A 16699-nucleotide genomic window follows, 5' to 3' on the forward strand; every position below is an offset into this window, starting at 1 on the left:
TCCGCTGGGAGATCCGCGACGACATCCACGAAGGCTTCCTCACCCTGGCATGCGCACTCATCTGCTGGAGACGCCTGAAGTCATTGCGATAGGAGTTCTAAGGCCTGGTCACGGAGTGCCGCCCGGACCAGCCCGTGGCAGCCACGACTTCACCCGCGATATCTACGACAGCCCTCCCATCCGTCACCACCCGCACGGAATGGACGCCGGCCGACTCGCGGCCGGTGGACGCCGCTCCAGTCGGGGCCACTCAGTGGCCGGCCTCCCGGACCGTCCGAGCTGCTGCGGGCCGCCCGCCGTCGTGAGGGATCGGGGTGTGCGCGCCGGTCAGCGAGTCGCCTTTGCCTCTGCGCCGGTTCACCACGATCTCCGAGACGGGCGACGGGACCGTCAAGGAAGCTCTCACCATGTCACGTGCCCGGTTGCACGGGATCCTCGGGATTCGGAGAGAGAGGGTGGGACACGGGCCGGCAGCGGCGGGTGGTGCGCGGGGCCGCCCGTTTCGGACGGTCCCGCGCACGCACGGAGCAGGGCTGCGATCAGCTCATGCCGATCCGGTCGTGAGGGGCGAGGTGCTCCGGGTGTCCCGCCTCCCCGTGCCGGGCTCCGGGCTCGGACGGGCGCTGCCCGCGCCGGGCGGACCGGTCGGGCCGTACCGGCCACCACAGCCGGCGGCCGAGCAGGGCGGCGAGCGCCGGGACCAGCGCGATCGACAGCACGAACGCCGACAGCAGGATGCCGAGTGCCGTCGCGAAGCCGATCTGCTGGGTGGACTGCGACGGGTTCACCGCGAGGCTGCCGAAGGAGCCGGCGAGCACCAGTCCGGCGGTGGCCACGGCCGGGGCCGTGTGCCGCACGGCGCGGGCCACGGCGGGCCGGGCGGGACCCGGGCGCTCCATCTCCTCTCTGATCCTGTCGCTCATCAGGATGTTGTAGTCCGTGCCCAGCGCGACCACGAACAGGAACAGCACCAAGGGGAGGGTGAAGTCGACTCCGGGCTCGCCCCGCAGGTGCTGGAAGAAGAGGGTGGAGGCGCCGAGGGTGGCGGCGAAGCCGAGGCCGACGGAGATCATCAGCACGGCGGGCGCCAGCAGGCTGCGCAGCAGCACCAGCAGGATCACCGCGATCAGCGCGGCGGCCACGGGGAAAACGAGCCGCAGGTCCTTGGAGACGGCGGCGGAGACGTCCGCGAAGATCGCCGCGGTGCCGCCGACATGTGCCTCGGCGCCCGCGGGCGTGTTCCTCCCGACCGTGTCCCGCACCGGCCCGGTGACCAGGTCGCGCGCCCGTCGGCTCTGCGGGTCGGCCTCCAGGTAGAGGTCGATCCGGGCGGCGTCGCCTGTCTTGTCGAAGACGGCACGGCCGACCTGGCCGACGCCCTCGGTGCGGCGCAGTGCCTGGACGAGGGAGTCGACGCCCCGCCGGCCGAGGACGTCGCCGTTGCTGCTCGTGACGTAGACGCCGGTCGGGTCGGAGACCCCGGCGGGCAGGGCCCGGGAGATCTCGGCGGCGGTGGCGGCGGCCGGGGTGTCGGAGGAGCCGCCGCCCGTGCCGAAGTCCATCCTCATGCCGATCGTTCCGGCGGCCAGAGCTCCCAGCAGTGCGACCGCGCCCATCGTCACGGCGACCGGCCGCCGGGTGATCAGGTCGCCGAAGCGAGCGGCCGATCCCTCGCGGGGCGTGCGCTTCAGGGCGCGCGACGGCCAGAACATCCGGCGGCCCGTGGCCGCCAGCAGGGCGGGCATGAAGGTGAGACTGGCCAGCAGCATGACGAGGACGGAGACCGCGATGGCCGGGCCGAGCACCCGGAACTGCCCGAAGCCGGCCAGACCGAGGGTGGCGAAGGCGGCGACGATGGTGAGCGCCGCCGAGGTGATGGCGGAACCCACGCGTCCGGTCACCTCGCCCGCCACGTCGCGGGCGTTCCGTCCGGGTTGTGCGCGCAGACGCTCCCGGAAGCGGAACAGCAGGAAGAGGAAGTAGTCGATGCCGATGCCGAGGAGTACGACACTGATGAGCGACGGTGTGGAGGGGTCGAGTCTGATGCCGGTGAGCAGGGCCGCGCCGACCACGGCCCCGCCGGCCGCGCCGCCGACCAGGGAGACCGCGACCAGTGGCAGCAGCGCCGCCGCCAGGCTGCGGAACACCAGTACGTTCAGCAGGAGGATCAGGCCGACGGTGAGGATCGATGCCACCATGCCGGTGGTCTTCTCCGCGTCGGCGCTGTCGACCATGTCGGCCAGCCCGCCGGTGAATCCGGTGCGCAGTCCTTCCTTCTCGTACGCACGGGCCGCGCTGTCCCGGAATTCCCTGAAGACGCTCTGCAAACCGGGGTCGATGGAATTGCCGGACAGTCCGACCTGGAAGAGAACGAAAGCCCCGTGGGGTGCCTCCGTTCCGGCCCCTATTCTCGGCGTCTGCGAATAGTCCTCGGCCAGGAAGTCCGGCTCGTCCGCGGCCTTCGGCATCGTCACCCGCTGCTGCCCGAGCGCGGCGGCGGTGGCCCGCGCGCGCCGCTGGTCGGCGGCGCCGAGCGGCTTGCCGTCGGACCGTTTCACCAGCATGGTCACCGAGTTGGCGTCCGGTTTGACACCGAACTTCTCCTCGGCGGTCTTCAGGGCGGCCGCCGAGTCGTAGGTGTCGGGCAGGAAGCCGCCGATCTGACTTTCGGTGACGCGGTACATCAACGGCTGGCTGAGTACGGTGAGCCCGATGCCCAGCAGTATCCAGAGGGTGATGACCTTCCATGGATTTCTCGTGGAGAATCCGGTCAGGGCGCGAATCACGGGGGCTCCCGTTCGGTGCGGTCTCGGACAGTGCCCCTCAAGCGAACCAGCGGAATTCACGGATGCCGTCCGAGCGCGGGATGAGAAACGGCATGGGCCCCGGGGGCCGGGCGCCGCCGGGACCAGGACCATGGTCCTGGTCCGTGCCTCGGCCCCGGGTCGCACTCCGGGAGGGTGCGCCGCTGCCAGAATGACGGAAGGAACAGAGGACGGCAGCGACGAATGACCGCGGGACCGCGTCACGGCAGGACCGGGTGACCGCGGGTCGAATGACGGCACGGCGGACGCCTGGCCGGGCCGTCTCGGAAGCAGCAGCGAGAGGAAGACCATGCCGACGCCCCGTAACCCCTGGCCGACGCGTCGAGGTTTCGGACGGCCGTTCGGATCGCAGGGAGTCGCGGGGCTGGTGTGGACCCGCGACGACGCCCTGGTCACCGTCGGCGCCGCCGTGGTGGACCTCCTCGGTTACACGACGATCCCCGAACTCAGGGACGGGTCCGTCACGGTGGCCGGCCTGCTGCTGTCGGTGCTGTCCGCGCTGCCCCTGCTCTTCCGGCGCCGCCACCCGCTTCCGGTCATGGCCGCGGTCCTGGCGCTCGGTGCGCTGCTGAACCTGATCGTGCCGGCGGAGCAGCACTTCGGCGCGGTGCTGACGGTGGCCCTGTACTCCACCGCCCGCGCCTCCCGCCCGGTGCCGACGGCGGCCGCGGCCGCCGCGGCGGTGGCACTCTCCGTCTTCCCCCGCAAGTTCTCCCAGCTCACCTTCCTCAACGTGTTCGGCGCCTGTTTCGCCGCCGGTCTCGTCGTCGTCGCGGCCCTCGTGGTCAACAGCTGGCAGCGGAAGACCGAGGCCAACCGCCGGCTCCTCGCCGAACGCGCGGTGGCCGAGGAACGCAGGCGCATCGCACGGGAACTGCACGACATCATCGCCCACCACATCACCACCATGCAGCTCATGGCGGGCGGCGCCCGGGCCAACCTCGGGGACCCCGGTGTCGCGCGCGGGGCACTGATCACCCTGGAGGAGTCGGGGCGGCTCGCGCTGCGCGAGATGCGGCAACTCCTCGACGTACTGCGGGCGGACGACGCCGCCGCACCGGGCCCACAGGGCGTACCGGAGGCCCCGCAGCCCGGTGTGGCGGACCTCGACCGCCTGGTGAAGGAGTCCCGGCAGGCCGGGCAGCCCTCCGCCCTCACCGTCGTCGGCGACCCCGGCCCGCTGCCCCCGGTCGTCGGTCTCACCGTCTACCGGATCGTCCAGGAGGCACTGACCAACGCCCGCAAGCACGCCGGACCCACCGTCCCCACGGAGATTCACCTGGTCTGCCTGCCGGAACGGCTCACCCTCAGTGTCACCGACCGGGGCGCGTACGACGGTGCGGAGCCCGCCGAAGCGCTCCGCGGCGGCAGCGGATACGGTCTGACCGGTATGCGCGAACGCGTCGCCCTGCACGGCGGCACCCTGGAGGCCGGGCCGTTGCCCGGCGGCGGCTTCCGGGTCGCGGCGAGCCTGCCGCTGGAACCGCGCCCGAACGAGAACGAGGTGAGCTGACCGGTGCCCGACGCCGTGGCCGAGTCCCGTGACCCGATCCGCGTGCTGATCGCGGACGACCAGCCGCTCGTCCGCCGCGGCCTGGCCCTCATCCTCGGGCCGGACCCGGCCGTCACCGTGGTCGCCGAGGCCGAGAACGGCGAACAGGCCGTCGCCCTGGCCCGCGAACACCGTCCCGACGTGGTGGTGATGGACATCCGGATGCCGGTGCTGGACGGCGTGGCCGCCACCGAGCGGCTGGCGCGCGACCTCCCCGAGTGCCGGGTACTCGCCCTCAGCACCTTCGACCTGGACGAGTACGTGGTCTCCGCCCTGCGCGCGGGCGCCTGCGGCTTCCTGCCCAAGGACAGTTCTCCCGAGGAACTGGTCGCGGCGATCCGTACCGTCCGCACCGGTGAGGCCGTGGTCGCGCCGCGTCTGCTGACCCGGCTGATCTCCGCCTACGTCAGGACCGAGCTGTCCGCGCACCGGCCCCGGAGGCAGCCCACCGCGGAGCATGCCGACGGCCTCACCCCGCGCGAGAGGGAGGTCTGGCGGCTGCTGGCCACCGGGCTGGACAACGGGGAGATCGCCCGGACGATGGAGATCAGTGTCTCCACCGTGAAGAACTACATCACCAGCATCTTCGACAAGCTCGGCGTCCGGGACCGGGCCCAGGCGGTCATCGCGGCCTACGAGTCCGGTCTGGTGGAGGCCCGGCAGCCGGCCGAGACGGACTGACTCCCGCGGACGGCCCGGCCCGTACCCCGGCCGGGCCCGTACCCCGGCCGGGTTCCGGCCCGGCCCGCCGCCGAGTGGACGCGCCGGTGCTGTCGCCGCTCGGGTCCGCGAGAAGCGAGGCGCGGTTCGAAGTTTTCCAGGCGCAGGCACAGGGCCGTCAGCGGAGTCTTCAGCTGAGGTGACGCCTCGGAGGCGAAGGCCTGCTGAGTCTGCAGCAGGTGCTGGAGCCGGGTCGCGGTTCTCGTCAACGACGCGGTGAGACGGCGCAGTTCCGGAGGTCCCTGGCCGGCGGCCGGTGGATCGGTGATCCGGCCTCCGGCGAGTTGTGCGGTGGCGCGTTCGAGGGTCTGGAGCGGAGGGGTGACGGAGCGGGCGAGAGCGCAGCCGATCACGGAGACGGCGGCCAGGACGCCGAGCCCGGCAGCCGCGAGGACCAGCCAGGTGGCGTGGACCTTCGCCGTGATCGGCCCGAGGAGATAGGTGGTCCGCAACCCGATCGTCGGGATGCCTGTGACTCGCAGGACTACACGATGTGAGACCTGCCGGGCGTGACACGGCACTGCCCGTAGCGGAACCCTCGAGCCAGAGGTGGACACCAGGGCCGTACAGAACCACCTCTCAATCACCGAACGGCGCAGACCCCCGCGGGGGCCTGCGCCGTTCTTGGTCTCAACAAGCGCGCTCTTGTGACACCTATCGTGCTTCGGCTCAGCACCCACATCCAGATGGAGCCCATGACCACCCGTACGGATGGCAGCTGGTCGTCCGTGACGTCATGCCTGTCCCTGCGCGCTGACGTCAGCGGCAGGTGACGGCGTAGCCCGCGTCGTTGACGGCGTGGGTCCATACGTCGCGGTCGAACCACTTGGTGATGTTCGGCTGCACCTCGGTGATGGTGCGCATCCTGGCTTCCCAGCCGTGTCCGGCCGGGCCGCGACTGCCGTCGCAGCCGGTGCAGCCGTCCTCGCCGTGGATGTGGCCGGTCCGGACAGCCTCGGCTGCCCCAGCTTCGCTTCCTTCAGCGTCCACTCCCCCAGGGCCGGGAGGGACTTGGCGGGCACATCCAGGACCAGGCCGCCGGTGCAGTACGCCAGCACCTGCCCGTCGGTGTCGACGTCGACGACCGCGAGCGGCCCGTTCTCGAACCGCGGATCGGTGCCGCCCGCCGGGGTGCCGGCCGGGACCGCCTTCTTCGCACTCGGGCGGCGCGACATCGACGACGTCCTGGTGGTGCGTGCCGGACGCGGCGCGGCCGCCGGAGCGGCAGCGACATGGGCAGGGGCAGGGGCCTGGGTGAGTGCCCCTACGAACACCGGCCTGTGAGTGAAGGCGACGGCGTGCTCAGGCAGCGGTGACCGCGTCTGCGTGAGCGGCCCGCAGCAGGGTGCGGGCGGCGTCCTTGGCGTGACGCGCGGGCTCTGGAGACCCGGAGATGGCCGCTGTGGTCATCGCGCCCTCGGCGAGGGGAACGAGCTGGTCGGTCAGCCATGTGGGAGCGTCCGCGGCGGCCACGAGATCGGCGAGATAGCGCCGGAAGGCATCCTTGTGGGCCTTCGCGATGTCGGCCACGGCCTGGGACGTCGCCCCCAGTTCCCCGAAGGAGTTGATGAAGCCGCAGCCGCGGTAGTCCGGCTCGCTGAACCAGCGGTACAGCCAGTCGAAGACCGCCAGAATCCGCTGCGTAGGTGAGTCGTGGGCATCCACGTACCGAGCCAGATCATGGAGCCACCTCGCGTCCCGCCGCTTCAGGTACGCCTCGACCAGGGTGTCCTTGGAAGGGAAGATCTGGTACAGGCGCTTGAGGGGCACGCCGGAGGCGGTGCGGATCGCATCCATTCCCACCGACTGTATGCCTCGGCCGTAGAACAGTTCCTCGGCAGCGTCGAGGATCCGCTGCTCAGTCGTTTCGAGCTCCACTTCGATCACCCATTCCCGGAAACGAACGTTCTCTTACAGTACAGCGCTCCAGGTCGCAAGGTACATTCCCGGGCGCGGGCCGGACCGTCGCCGTAACGCAGCCTGCCCGGAGCGAGGCCGGGCAGGCTGCCCTCTGCACTGCCCTCTCAAGCGAGCACAAGGCCCGCCCGGGATGGCCCCGGCCGGTGCGTGGCGACGCGCACATCAGCGCGGTCCCGTCGGCGATGCCGTTCCTCAAGGGCACTGGTGCAGCGGTGGGGCGAGGGCGCCGTGGCGCCGGGGTCCGCAACCTCGATACGCACGGCGCGGCCTTCGAACGTGAGGCTCACGATCATGTCGGCCCGTCCGTGCTGGGCCGCGTTCCCCGCAAGCTCGCCGACGATCAGCAGGACGGAGTCCTGATCCTCCGGGACGACGTCCCATCGGGCCAGCAGGGACGCGGCGAAGTGGCGGGCGGTGTGTACCCACCGCTCCTCGGCGGGAAGGGCGATCATGCCGTGCCGGTGCATGCCCGTACGAGCATGGGCCAGCGCCGGGGCCACGGGGGCTGTCCGGGGCTGCTCGCCGGCCAAGGGCAGCGACATCGGAGGGGGTTGCGCTGCGGTGTGCGAGAGGGTCATGGGAACGCCCATCTGAACTTTCCGAGCCCACACCAGGAGGCTCATGTTCTGCAGCTTCTTTGCCCTCGGCCCTGGATTGGGTCGGCGTCAGGGCCGAGGCGGCGGTCCTGCGGCACTCGCGGCGGCCGAACCGGCAATCCGTCCGGCCAGCGGTGACAGCGCCGTGAGCCTCCAGCTGAGAACGATCGCTCCGTCGATTGAGATCAGCCTAGATCGTTCTCAGCGCAAGAGGGATACGCTGAACTGCCGAACTCTGGAGCAACGCCCCACGCTCACCGCAGGTGAGAGGGCCTTCAATGCCTGCGAGGGACTCCTGAGCCCACAGGCACGCGGCGGCCCCTGCCGCGGTACAGCCTCACGCACGAACGGCCCGCCGTAGATCCGGCGTCGGGCCCGGATCCACGGCGCGGGGGCGGCCGGTCAGAAGCCGAAATCGCTGAGGCCGGGGTGGTCGTCGGGACGGCGGCCCAGCGGCCAGAAGTACTTGCGCTCGGATTCGGCGATCGGGAGGGTGTTGATGGATGCGTGGCGGGTGTGCATCAGGCCGTGCTCGTCGTATTCCCAGTTCTCGTTGCCGTAGGAGCGGTACCAGTTCCCGGCGTCGTCGCGGTGCTCGTAGGCGAAGCGCACGGCGATGCGGTTGCCGTCGTAGGCCCACAGCTCCTTGATCAGCCGATAGTCGAGCTCGGCGGTCCACTTGCGGGTCAGCAACGCGACGATCGCCTCTCGGCCCGTGGCGAACTCCGAGCGGTTGCGCCACCGCGAGTCCACCGTGTAGCCCAGTGACACCTTCTGCGGGTCACGGGTGTTCCACGCGTCCTCGGCCAGTCGGACCTTCTCGATGGCGGTCTCCCGGGTGAACGGGGGCACCGGCGGGCGGGTCGTGTCGGTCATATCGACTCAGCTCCTTCGAACTCTGGGGCTCGCGAAGGTCCAGGGGCCCCTCGAAAGCCATCGGAGAACGATCGTTCTCGCGACATCCACTAGCGTAGAGAACGTTGGTTCTCCGTGCAAGGGGGCATAGACGCTGGACCAGGAAACGGCACGTGAGCGCGCGCTCGAAGCCGCCGAGGAGCTGTTCCACAGCCGGGGCTGGCTACCGGCACCGGCATGCTGGCGTGCAGCATCCCTGAGTACCTCTCCGGCCCGCTCGGAGCGCACCGCGCGGTGCTGCGGCTCAAGGGCGGCCCCGGCGACGAGCTCCTGCAATTCGCCTGGGACGTCACCACCGCCGGCTTCGTCCAGGTCGAGGCGACCGGACGCGAAGAGGCGATGGCCGCCTACCCGTTCGGCGCCCGGATGTCCTTCCAGGACTACCTCGCCCTGATCACCGGCCGCCTGCAAGTGTGGGACGTGGCCGGCGGGGCCATGGAGTGCTGGCACATCGGCCGCCCGCTGAACAGCCTCGTCTGCGCCTTCTTCGGCATCTACGGCGAACACACCAGCGCCCCGACCTCGCCGCTCTGTCCTACGCCACCATGGCTGCCAGCATCACCGCCCCGGCGGGCGCCCGGTGACCACCGCGCCGGCCACCGCCGCCGAGGCGCTGACGGGCCTGGCCCGCATCCGACCGGCCGGATGGCTCGCCACCCCGATGCCCACCGACCCCCTCGACCTGCTCGTGCGCGCCCGCCGGGTGCTCGCCGCCGCCCACCCGGGCGTGAACGGCAGGTTCAGCATGCTCAGCGCCCGCTACACCGCCGCGGTGTTCGCGGTGCACCGGCCGCCGCCGGAGGGCTCGCGGTGCTCAAGTTCCACGCCGGTCCGGCCGCGTATGCCGGGCAGACGCTGGCGTACGCGCTGCTGGCCGGCACCGCTCCCGTCGCCCGGCTGTACGCAGAGGACGACGAGTCGCTGTCGCTGCTGCTGGAGTACCTGCCGGAGGCGGCCGACTGGGGCGGGCCGCGGATGCCCGCGGTCCTGGACGTTCGCGTCGCCGCCGACCACACCGCCTCTCTGCGGCTGCCCGCGAGGCCGCCGAGGCGATGGCCGGCTTCACCCTCGCCGTCCTCCTCGACGCCGCGGCCCCTGCCTGGATCGCCGACCCAGGACCGTACGGCGAGGTGCCGGCCACGCACGCGGACGCCTACGTCCCCGACCTGGTGCCGCTGGGCCACCTCGACCTCAACCCCGAGCACATGCGTCGGCGCTCGGACGGCGAGGTGGTGCTGCTCGACGTGGAGAGCGTGCGCCCGGACGTGACCGGGCTGATCGACCTGGTCACCCTGCCCGCCGTCCTGCGACACGCCGGACACCAGACCAGCCCGGACCAGGTGCTGGGCCTGTACCTGGACGCCGCCGCGGCCCGGGGCGCCACCTGGACGGCCCGCTCGTTGAAGGCCGCCCTCCGCGCGTACGCGGCGGCCACCGGCCTGGAGAGTCTGCACGGCCTGGACCAGTGAACGGGTCGCGCAGCTGGGTGATCCGCCGGCCCGGCTCGACGGTCAGCGGGCCGCGGTGGTGAAGTACGGCGGGCGACGAAGCCGCTGGCGCAGGTAGTCACCACACGGGCGGGCTCATCGGGACGCCCGCCGGTGAACTGGCGAGGCTGGAGACCGTCTTCGGGAGACAACTGCCCTGCTCCTGCCCCCAGGGCGCAGAGCCAGGTCAGGTGGGGTTCAGTGGCGTGATGCCCGTACCTGCATACAGTTCGGGTTCCAGCGACAGGGGCGTGAGCGGCTCTCCCGCCTTCACCGCGTGCCAGGCGATCGCCGCGGCGTGTGCCACCGGCCAGTCCACCTTCACCCAGGTCATCGCGTCCACGGCGTGCGCGGCGGCGAAGGGCACGTTCTCCTCGAACCGCAGGGAGGCCGCGTGCCTGCCCGCGCCCGGGACCCGCCGTTCGGCGGCGAGGACGGACAAGGACGGGATGAGGACACGGCCGGTGCCGCGCGAGGCCCTACCGTCGGTAGAACTGCGGAGGCTGCGACTTGAGTGACACCGGGGACGAGGCGCGCTGTGAGGGATACGCACTGGCCCTGCGGGCCCGGGGACGACAGGTTGCCGATCGCCCGGTCATGTGCTTGTGGTGTCTGTGATCGGCTCGGCTGCGTGTGCGCCGTACGGGTGAGCGGTCGGGATCATGCGGCGCATGGCTCGGTGGGACGTACTGCGTACCCGGGTCCGCGTCCAGCGCGCCCGGCTCCATGAGCTCATGCCGGGCCCGCTCGATGTCGGCCTCCAGCGAGGTCCGGTCGTGGGCGGCGACGGCGGCGATATCGCTTGGGTCGTCCAGGTCGACCGACCAGGTTGCGGCGATGAGCCCGGCTTCCACGATCACTGTCTCGGTCCGGCGCCGGATATCGCACGCCTCGCGCAGGCCGGCCGACCGCTGAGGTCCGCAGTCCGCGCACGGCAGGGCCTGACGCACCGCGTCGGCGGCGGCCGCGGCCGCACGCTCGGCCTCCGCCCCCTTCCGGGCAACCACACGGGCCGCATCACGGGGCGGACCTGCTGCTCGCGGGCCTGCTCCCGCCGCCACACGAATTGCTCCCCCTCAGCGGCCGCCCGCTCCCGCAGCCGCTCCTCGAGGACCCGGCGGCGCTCGCCCGCTCCCAGCGCGGCGGCGAGGCCGCTCACCTGAATCAGGTGACACGGAAGGTTCATGGTTGACGCCTGACGGCGCCGCGACAAAACAGAAGTCCGACCCCGGTCGCGTGACGAAGTCCCGGCCGGGAAGATCGTGGCGGAGTCCGCCTTCGGCTGCTGGGTGAACCTGCTCGACAAAGACGGCACCCGCGGCGACGGCCCGTACCAAGAACGTCGACTACGACTCCACCCTGTGGCGCAAGGCCCTCCACAAGGCGTTCGCGAACAGCGGCGGCAAGCGGACCACCGTGTTCACCACCGCCAGTCATGTCCGCTCCCTCCGCAACCGCTCCGCCCACCACGAACCGCTGATCAACGGCGTCCCCCTCCCGGGCCGGACCGACCGCCGCGGCCGGACCCGCCGGCTCAACCAGACCGTCTCGTCGCCGGGCCCGGCCGAGGCGACGAAGGCGATGTGCGGGCAGCCGCGTAGCGCGAGGGCGATACGAACGGCGTCGTGCTCGGCGTCGAGCAGCGGGCCTCTGTCGTAGTCGATGGGTGAGCCGAAGCTCGGTAGTTGTCACCGGCAGAGCCGGATGACGTGGCGAATGAGACTTAATGCGGCAGCGTGGTGGTCACCGATAAGGCAGACGGCTTGTCACACATGCTCATCCCGCAGCCTTTCTCTCACCAGTCCGGACACCAGCGGCTGAGAGGTGCGCGGCCGGAGACGTTCTCCCTGGGGCCCGAACAAGATCAGATACTCGACCGGTCCGGCGGATCCGGCGTTCGCGACTCCGTGGGGGACGCGGGTGTCGAACTCGGCGACGTCCCCGGCAGTCAGAACGAGGTTCCGCTCACCGAGTGCGAGCCACAGCCGCCCGTACAGGACGCACAGCCACTCGTAGCCCTGATGGGAGACCTGACCGGGCCGCGCGGGCGGCCCTTCACCGGCAGGCAGGACATGCTTGTGGGCGTGCAGGCCGCCGACGTACCGGGTGAGCGGCAGTACCACCTTGCCGTCGCCGAAGCTCAGCGGCGCCGAGGCGCGCGGCTCGGCCACGGGAGCGGTTGCGGTACCGGCCAACTCGTCCAGTGAGACGCCGTACTCCTTCGCCAGCCGCAGCACCACCTCCAGGGTGGGTTTGCGCCGGCCGGTCTCGATCCGCGACAGCGTGCTCGATGAAATGCCGGTCGCACAACTGATACCGGCGAGCGTGGCGCCGTGCTGCTCGCGCGCGGCTCGGAGCCTGGGCCCCATCGCCGCCAACGTGCCGTCCACCCCGTCGACTGCCACCGTGACCGTTCCCTCCGACCTCGCCGCTGCACCGTCCGTCCTGCGAGTTTGCCAGGGTGGCAAGGCTGATCGCGTCGGGCGGGCGCCACGCCGCATGATCGATGGACAGCCGCGTCCGCCCACGAACCGAGGAGAAGCCCATGCGATCCGATCCGACCACCGCGCTCCGCCACCGAACCGTCGAGGCCCCGGCCGGACGCCTGCACCTGGTCGAGCAGGGCACCGGTCCGCTGGTCCTCCTCGTGCACGGCTTCCCCGAGTCCTGGTACTCCTGGCGCCGCCAGCTCCCGGCCCTCGCCGCGGCCGGGTACCGGACAGTGGCGATCGACGTACGCGGCTACGGCCGCTCCTCCAAGCCCGCCGCGACCGACGCCTACCGAATGCTCGACCTGGTGGAGGACAACGTCGCCGTCGTGCGCGCCCTCGGCGAGGAGAGCGCGGTGATCATCGGCCACGACTGGGGCTCCAACATCGCCGCCGCCTCCGCCCTCCTCCACCCTGAGATCGTCCGCGCCGTCGGCCTGCTGAGCGTCCCCTACGCGCCGCCCGGCGGCCCCCGCCCCAGCGACATCTTCGGCCAGATGGGCGGCCCTGAGCAGGAGTTCTACGTCTCCTACTTCCAGGAGCCCGGCCGTGCCGAGGCGGAGATCGAGCCCGACGTCCGGAGCTGGCTCGCGGGCTTCTACGCGGCCCTGTCCGCTGACACCATGCCCGCCGAGGGCGAGCCCGACCCGCAGTTCGTCACCCGGGGCGGCCGGCTGCGCGACCGTTTTCCCGCCGGTCCGCTCCCGGCCTGGCTGAGCGAGGAGGACCTCGACGTCTACGCCGGGGAGTTCGAGCGCACCGGCCTGACCGGTGCCCTCAACCGCTATCGCAACATGGATCGCGACTGGGAAGACCTCGCCCCGCACCGCGGAGCCCCGATCAAGCAGCCATCCCTGTTCATCGGCGGCGCCCTGGACGCCTCCACCACCTGGATGGCCGACGCCATCGACGCCTACCCCACCACTCTCCCCCGTCTGTCGGCCTCCCACCTCCTGGACGGCGGCGGCCACTGGATCCAGCAGGAACGCCCCGACGAGGTCAACAGCCTGCTGACCGACTGGCTCGCCACCATCCACGACTGAACCAGGCGGGCCACCTGGACAGCCGGGCGGTACGTTTCGGATGGACCAAACCGAGGACCGGCGCTCCTCCGGAACCCATCCCGCCGCGGTGACAGCTCCACGCACGTGCGGTGCTGCGCCGACAGCTCCACCGGGATCATCCGCGCCCTGCGGGCCCGAAGACAACCCCCGCGCCCGCGGGGGTGGCTCGCGTTCGGTGTGCCGTCGTCCCCGCGCCCGCGGAGGTAGCTTCTCCGCCTGGTCCAGGGCGCCGACGGAACTCGGACTCGCAGAGCGCCTGTATTCGCCGCATCGCTCCTCCCGACAGTGGCGAGGGGACCGGCCTTCATGGACGCGGGTGCAGGATGTGCGGGGCGCCGCCGTTCTTCTTCGCCGCCTCCCTGGCCGCGACCAGGTTTTGGCGTGCGAGGTCGACGCCGTTCAGCCCGGTCATGCAATCACCGTCCCGGCCGTGTCGCCGTCCGGCGGGCACGCGGCGAGCTCGGGCAGCCGGTCCGTCCACGGCGCGGACCCGGTCTGCTCGGTGCGGGCGACGACCTGCTCGCGCAGCCGCTCCAGCCGCGCCGCCGGCAAGCACCGCCCGGTACGCTCCCGGGCGGTGTCGGCGGCCTTCGTCGCGGCGGCGACGGCGTCCGCGACGGTCGGGTGGTGCCGGAGCCAGGGGCGGCCCTGCCGGGCCTTGTACGCCCGCCGGGCCTCGGCCTCGGCCTCCTCGGTAATACGGCGTTCAGTTTCCTGAGCGCCGTTGCCTCAACCGGTCAGCGGCGGGCTCTGGTGGAAGGGGTGCTACGCCTCGCAGGGGCTCTCCTCGGTTTCCCCCCGCCGTCGGCGCTCGGCCTGGTGTCGTGCCGGGCGGCAGCCGGGGCCCGGTGCCGCTCACGCTCGGCCCGCTCCAGCCGCCATGCGGCCCGTCGGCCCCGGCCCCACGCACGCCGCTCCCGGCGGAACTTCTTCGACCGCTCCGTCACCTACGGCGGCCTGCCCCTGCGCCACCTACTCCTCCCGGCTGCTCCAGTAGTGGGCGGTCGTGCTGGTCTGCTTGACCACGAGGGCGTCGCCTCGGGGTTCGGTCCACAGCTGGATCAGGTACTCCTCGGCCGGTTCGTCTTCTTCTCGTGGGTCGCCGTCGTCACGGTGCCGCCCGTACACGCGTAGCCGGTAGTCGCCGGGGGTGGGGATCGCCAGCTGTTGCGCCAGGTCGTCGCTGTCGCCGGCCGTGCCGAAGTCGATCATCGTCGATCGCCACATGACGGGCACCTCGGCGATGTCCTGCCAGTCGTCGGTGTCGCCCAGCGGGGGGATGGTGCTCCACAGCTCGACGGCGACGTGGACCAGGCCGATCTCTTGTCCGGTCAGGATGCGGGCACCGTCGCCGTCGGGGTCGGCGGCGACCAGTCCGCCGATCCACCGGTCGGGTTCGAACTCGGTGGTGCCGGCCTCGCCGACGAGGTCGACGGTGGTGGCGTCCACGTGCACGTGGCCGCACTCCTGCCGCAGGATGCCACTGGTCATACGCATAGTCCTTTCGCCATACGATCGCGGGCCTGTCACTCCGGATGACGGAGTGACAGGCCGCGTGTTCCTCTCGTGGTGCCGGGGGTCAGTCGCTGCCGCAGCCGACCGGCCCGCGCAGAGCCGGAGGAGCCACCGCCGTTGCGGACGGCTTGTTGATCACCTGTACCTGGAAGGCGTCATTCTCCAGGGTGCGCATCCCATTGAGGAACGCCTTGCGCAGCGACCCCTCCTTGCTGTTGTCGTCCCGGTCCAGGAAGTGGCAGGAGTAGTCGCTGTTCCTGGACGCGCCTTCGTAGGTCTGCGCGAAGGGGAACTCGTCACAGGTCAGGTCAGGTCGGCCCGGCGGGCGTGGCACGTCACGACCGCATGCCGTACGCCGATTGTCCCGCTGCAACGTCTGGTTGAACGTCCGGTGCAGATTCCATCCCGCCTTGGGCACACCCCACGGATGCTTGAGGTGGCGCTGCGCCCAGTCGACGTGCCAGGCCACCGCGTCCACGTCGGGGTCGGTGACGTCCAGCTGCCAGATCGCCGGAACGTCCGGATAGACGCAGCCGCCGTAACGGGCATCGGTGATCCGGCGGGTGTTGTCGCAGCGCGGCCTGAACACGTCGCCCAAGTAGGCCGATCCGTCGTCGAACCCCGGCGCCTTGAACCTGCCGTAGGGGACGATGCTGTCGCTGACCAGGTCCCGCCCAGGTGACGACATCCGGAACGTGAACGTGTGCGTCGTGTACGGGAACAACACCTGGGTGGCCGCGCCGACCGGGGTGGCGGTGGCGTGGCTGGTGGCCAGCTCGATCGTTCCGGACACCGCCCATGCCTCGGGCCGGGACGGGTTCGTCAGTCGCAGGGCGACCTTCTGCGTCCACTCGTAGCGGTTGCGCGGGTCCAGCTTGGCGGTCGCCTTGCTGTACAAGGTCGCGGACCCCGATGGCTGGCCGTTCGTCAGGAACTGCACGGGAATACGCCAGTTGCTGCACGAAGACAGCCGGTCGTGGTTCGTGGTGTTGACGCCGCAGTTCACGGCGCGCAGGCCGGGGTCACGACTGACATCCTGCCTGTTCAGGTTGTGGATCTTCTGCGGCTTCCCGAGCACGATCCGCTTGCCGGATTCCTGGCCGGGGGCGGGTTGATGATTGTCGGCGTGGGCCGGTCCGGTCAGGGTGACCGGGATCAGGATGGCCGCGCCGATCACGGCCAGGATCCCCAGTGGTGTTCTTCTGGTCATGCGGGCGTTGCTTCCTTCCCAGGCGGTTGGACGCGAACCCCGCCAGCCGATCAGCAGGCCACCCGCAGGTCAACACTTTGACGACCAACTTGCCGCAATCAGCCCATAGTTGACACACGCTACACAGATACGGAGGCCGGTCCTACGCCCGGATTCCGCCGGGGATCAGGCGCCATGAGCGCATGCCCACAACGATCAGCGCCTCGGAGTTCGCTGCTCAGCCGTGGGTGACGGCAGACCGTCGGCCGCCACACGACGGCCTGGAGGCGAGCGGCTTCTGCTGCTTCCTCGTGTGCGACGTCGTCGGCGTGGCAGTTCAGGCACAGTGACGGGCCTCCGGCCGTCCAAGCGCCGCCACGCCAGTCCGCCGGCCGCGCTCGATGCGCGCTTTGACACCGGGCAGCAC

Annotated in this window: 14 protein-coding genes and 2 pseudogenes; 5 read left to right on the forward strand and 11 right to left on the reverse strand. The window is 71.2% G+C overall.

The window, feature by feature from the left end:
• Positions 1-539: 539 nt before the first annotated feature.
• Positions 540-2786 carry an MMPL family transporter gene (locus IF37_RS0110345; protein ID WP_079165650.1) on the reverse strand — a complete coding sequence of 749 codons (2247 nt, stop codon included), beginning with the start codon at positions 2784-2786 and terminating at the stop codon, positions 540-542.
• 406 nt (positions 2787-3192) lie between these two features.
• Between IF37_RS0110345 and IF37_RS0110350 the strand changes: the two genes are divergently transcribed.
• The gene (locus tag IF37_RS0110350; protein WP_253915720.1) at positions 3193-4338 is read left to right on the forward strand and encodes a sensor histidine kinase; all 1146 of its coding nucleotides are present in this window, start codon (positions 3193-3195) and stop codon (positions 4336-4338) included.
• 3 nt (positions 4339-4341) lie between these two features.
• Positions 4342-5058 (forward strand): response regulator transcription factor, encoded by a 717-nt coding sequence (locus IF37_RS0110355; RefSeq protein WP_030739610.1) that lies wholly within the window; start codon positions 4342-4344, stop codon positions 5056-5058.
• A 122-nt stretch (positions 5059-5180) separates the two neighbouring features.
• Here the strand turns inward: IF37_RS0110355 and IF37_RS39220 are convergent.
• The 5 genes and pseudogenes from IF37_RS39220 to IF37_RS0110380 form a co-directional block, all read right to left on the reverse strand.
• Positions 5181-5546: pseudogene (locus IF37_RS39220) on the reverse strand (HAMP domain-containing protein); the annotation flags it as partial.
• A 492-nt stretch (positions 5547-6038) separates the two neighbouring features.
• Positions 6039-6371: pseudogene (locus IF37_RS45645) on the reverse strand (transcriptional regulator); the annotation flags it as partial.
• Between the two features lie 28 nt (positions 6372-6399).
• Positions 6400-6975, reverse strand: coding sequence for a TetR/AcrR family transcriptional regulator (locus IF37_RS0110370; protein WP_030739614.1), 576 nt, complete (start codon positions 6973-6975; stop codon positions 6400-6402).
• Between the two features lie 146 nt (positions 6976-7121).
• Positions 7122-7640, reverse strand: coding sequence for an ATP-binding protein (locus IF37_RS0110375; RefSeq protein ID WP_253915721.1), 519 nt, complete (start codon positions 7638-7640; stop codon positions 7122-7124).
• Positions 7641-8015: 375 nt separating this feature from the next.
• Positions 8016-8489: a nuclear transport factor 2 family protein gene (locus IF37_RS0110380; protein ID WP_030739617.1), complete on the reverse strand. Its 474-nt coding sequence runs from the start codon at positions 8487-8489 to the stop codon at positions 8016-8018.
• A 1091-nt stretch (positions 8490-9580) separates the two neighbouring features.
• On the opposite strand from IF37_RS0110380, the gene IF37_RS0110395 reads away from it, so the two are divergent.
• Entirely contained in the window at positions 9581-9997 is a 417-nt protein-coding gene (locus IF37_RS0110395) for a hypothetical protein (protein WP_030739623.1), read from the forward strand.
• A 205-nt stretch (positions 9998-10202) separates the two neighbouring features.
• Here IF37_RS0110395 and IF37_RS39230 read toward each other — a convergent pair whose 3' ends face one another.
• Together IF37_RS39230 and IF37_RS0110410 are read right to left on the reverse strand one after the other, a co-directional pair.
• Positions 10203-10457: a hypothetical protein gene (locus IF37_RS39230; RefSeq protein WP_052845073.1), complete on the reverse strand. Its 255-nt coding sequence runs from the start codon at positions 10455-10457 to the stop codon at positions 10203-10205.
• 1324 nt (positions 10458-11781) lie between these two features.
• Entirely contained in the window at positions 11782-12420 is a 639-nt protein-coding gene (locus tag IF37_RS0110410) for a helix-turn-helix transcriptional regulator (RefSeq protein ID WP_030739629.1), read from the reverse strand.
• A gap of 140 nt (positions 12421-12560) precedes the next feature.
• Here IF37_RS0110410 and IF37_RS0110415 point away from each other — a divergent pair, with 140 nt between their 5' ends.
• Positions 12561-13547 (forward strand): alpha/beta fold hydrolase, encoded by a 987-nt coding sequence (locus tag IF37_RS0110415; protein ID WP_030739631.1) that lies wholly within the window; start codon positions 12561-12563, stop codon positions 13545-13547.
• A gap of 429 nt (positions 13548-13976) precedes the next feature.
• Here IF37_RS0110415 and IF37_RS44430 read toward each other — a convergent pair whose 3' ends face one another.
• From IF37_RS44430 to IF37_RS0110435, 3 genes are all read right to left on the reverse strand, one after another.
• Positions 13977-14120, reverse strand: a complete 144-nt coding sequence (locus tag IF37_RS44430; protein ID WP_158727319.1) for a hypothetical protein — start codon at positions 14118-14120, stop codon at positions 13977-13979.
• A gap of 420 nt (positions 14121-14540) precedes the next feature.
• Positions 14541-15059, reverse strand: coding sequence for a hypothetical protein (locus IF37_RS40770; protein ID WP_052845075.1), 519 nt, complete (start codon positions 15057-15059; stop codon positions 14541-14543).
• A gap of 88 nt (positions 15060-15147) precedes the next feature.
• Positions 15148-16293: a hypothetical protein gene (locus IF37_RS0110435; protein WP_079165651.1), complete on the reverse strand. Its 1146-nt coding sequence runs from the start codon at positions 16291-16293 to the stop codon at positions 15148-15150.
• Between the two features lie 182 nt (positions 16294-16475).
• Here IF37_RS0110435 and IF37_RS44435 point away from each other — a divergent pair, with 182 nt between their 5' ends.
• Complete coding sequence (locus IF37_RS44435; RefSeq protein ID WP_158727320.1) at positions 16476-16622, forward strand: hypothetical protein; 147 nt, start codon at positions 16476-16478, stop codon at positions 16620-16622.
• The last annotated feature ends 77 nt before the right edge of the window (positions 16623-16699 follow it).

It is taken from the genome of Streptomyces sp. NRRL S-31 (assembly GCF_000718775.1).
Taxonomy (GTDB): domain Bacteria; phylum Actinomycetota; class Actinomycetes; order Streptomycetales; family Streptomycetaceae; genus Streptomyces.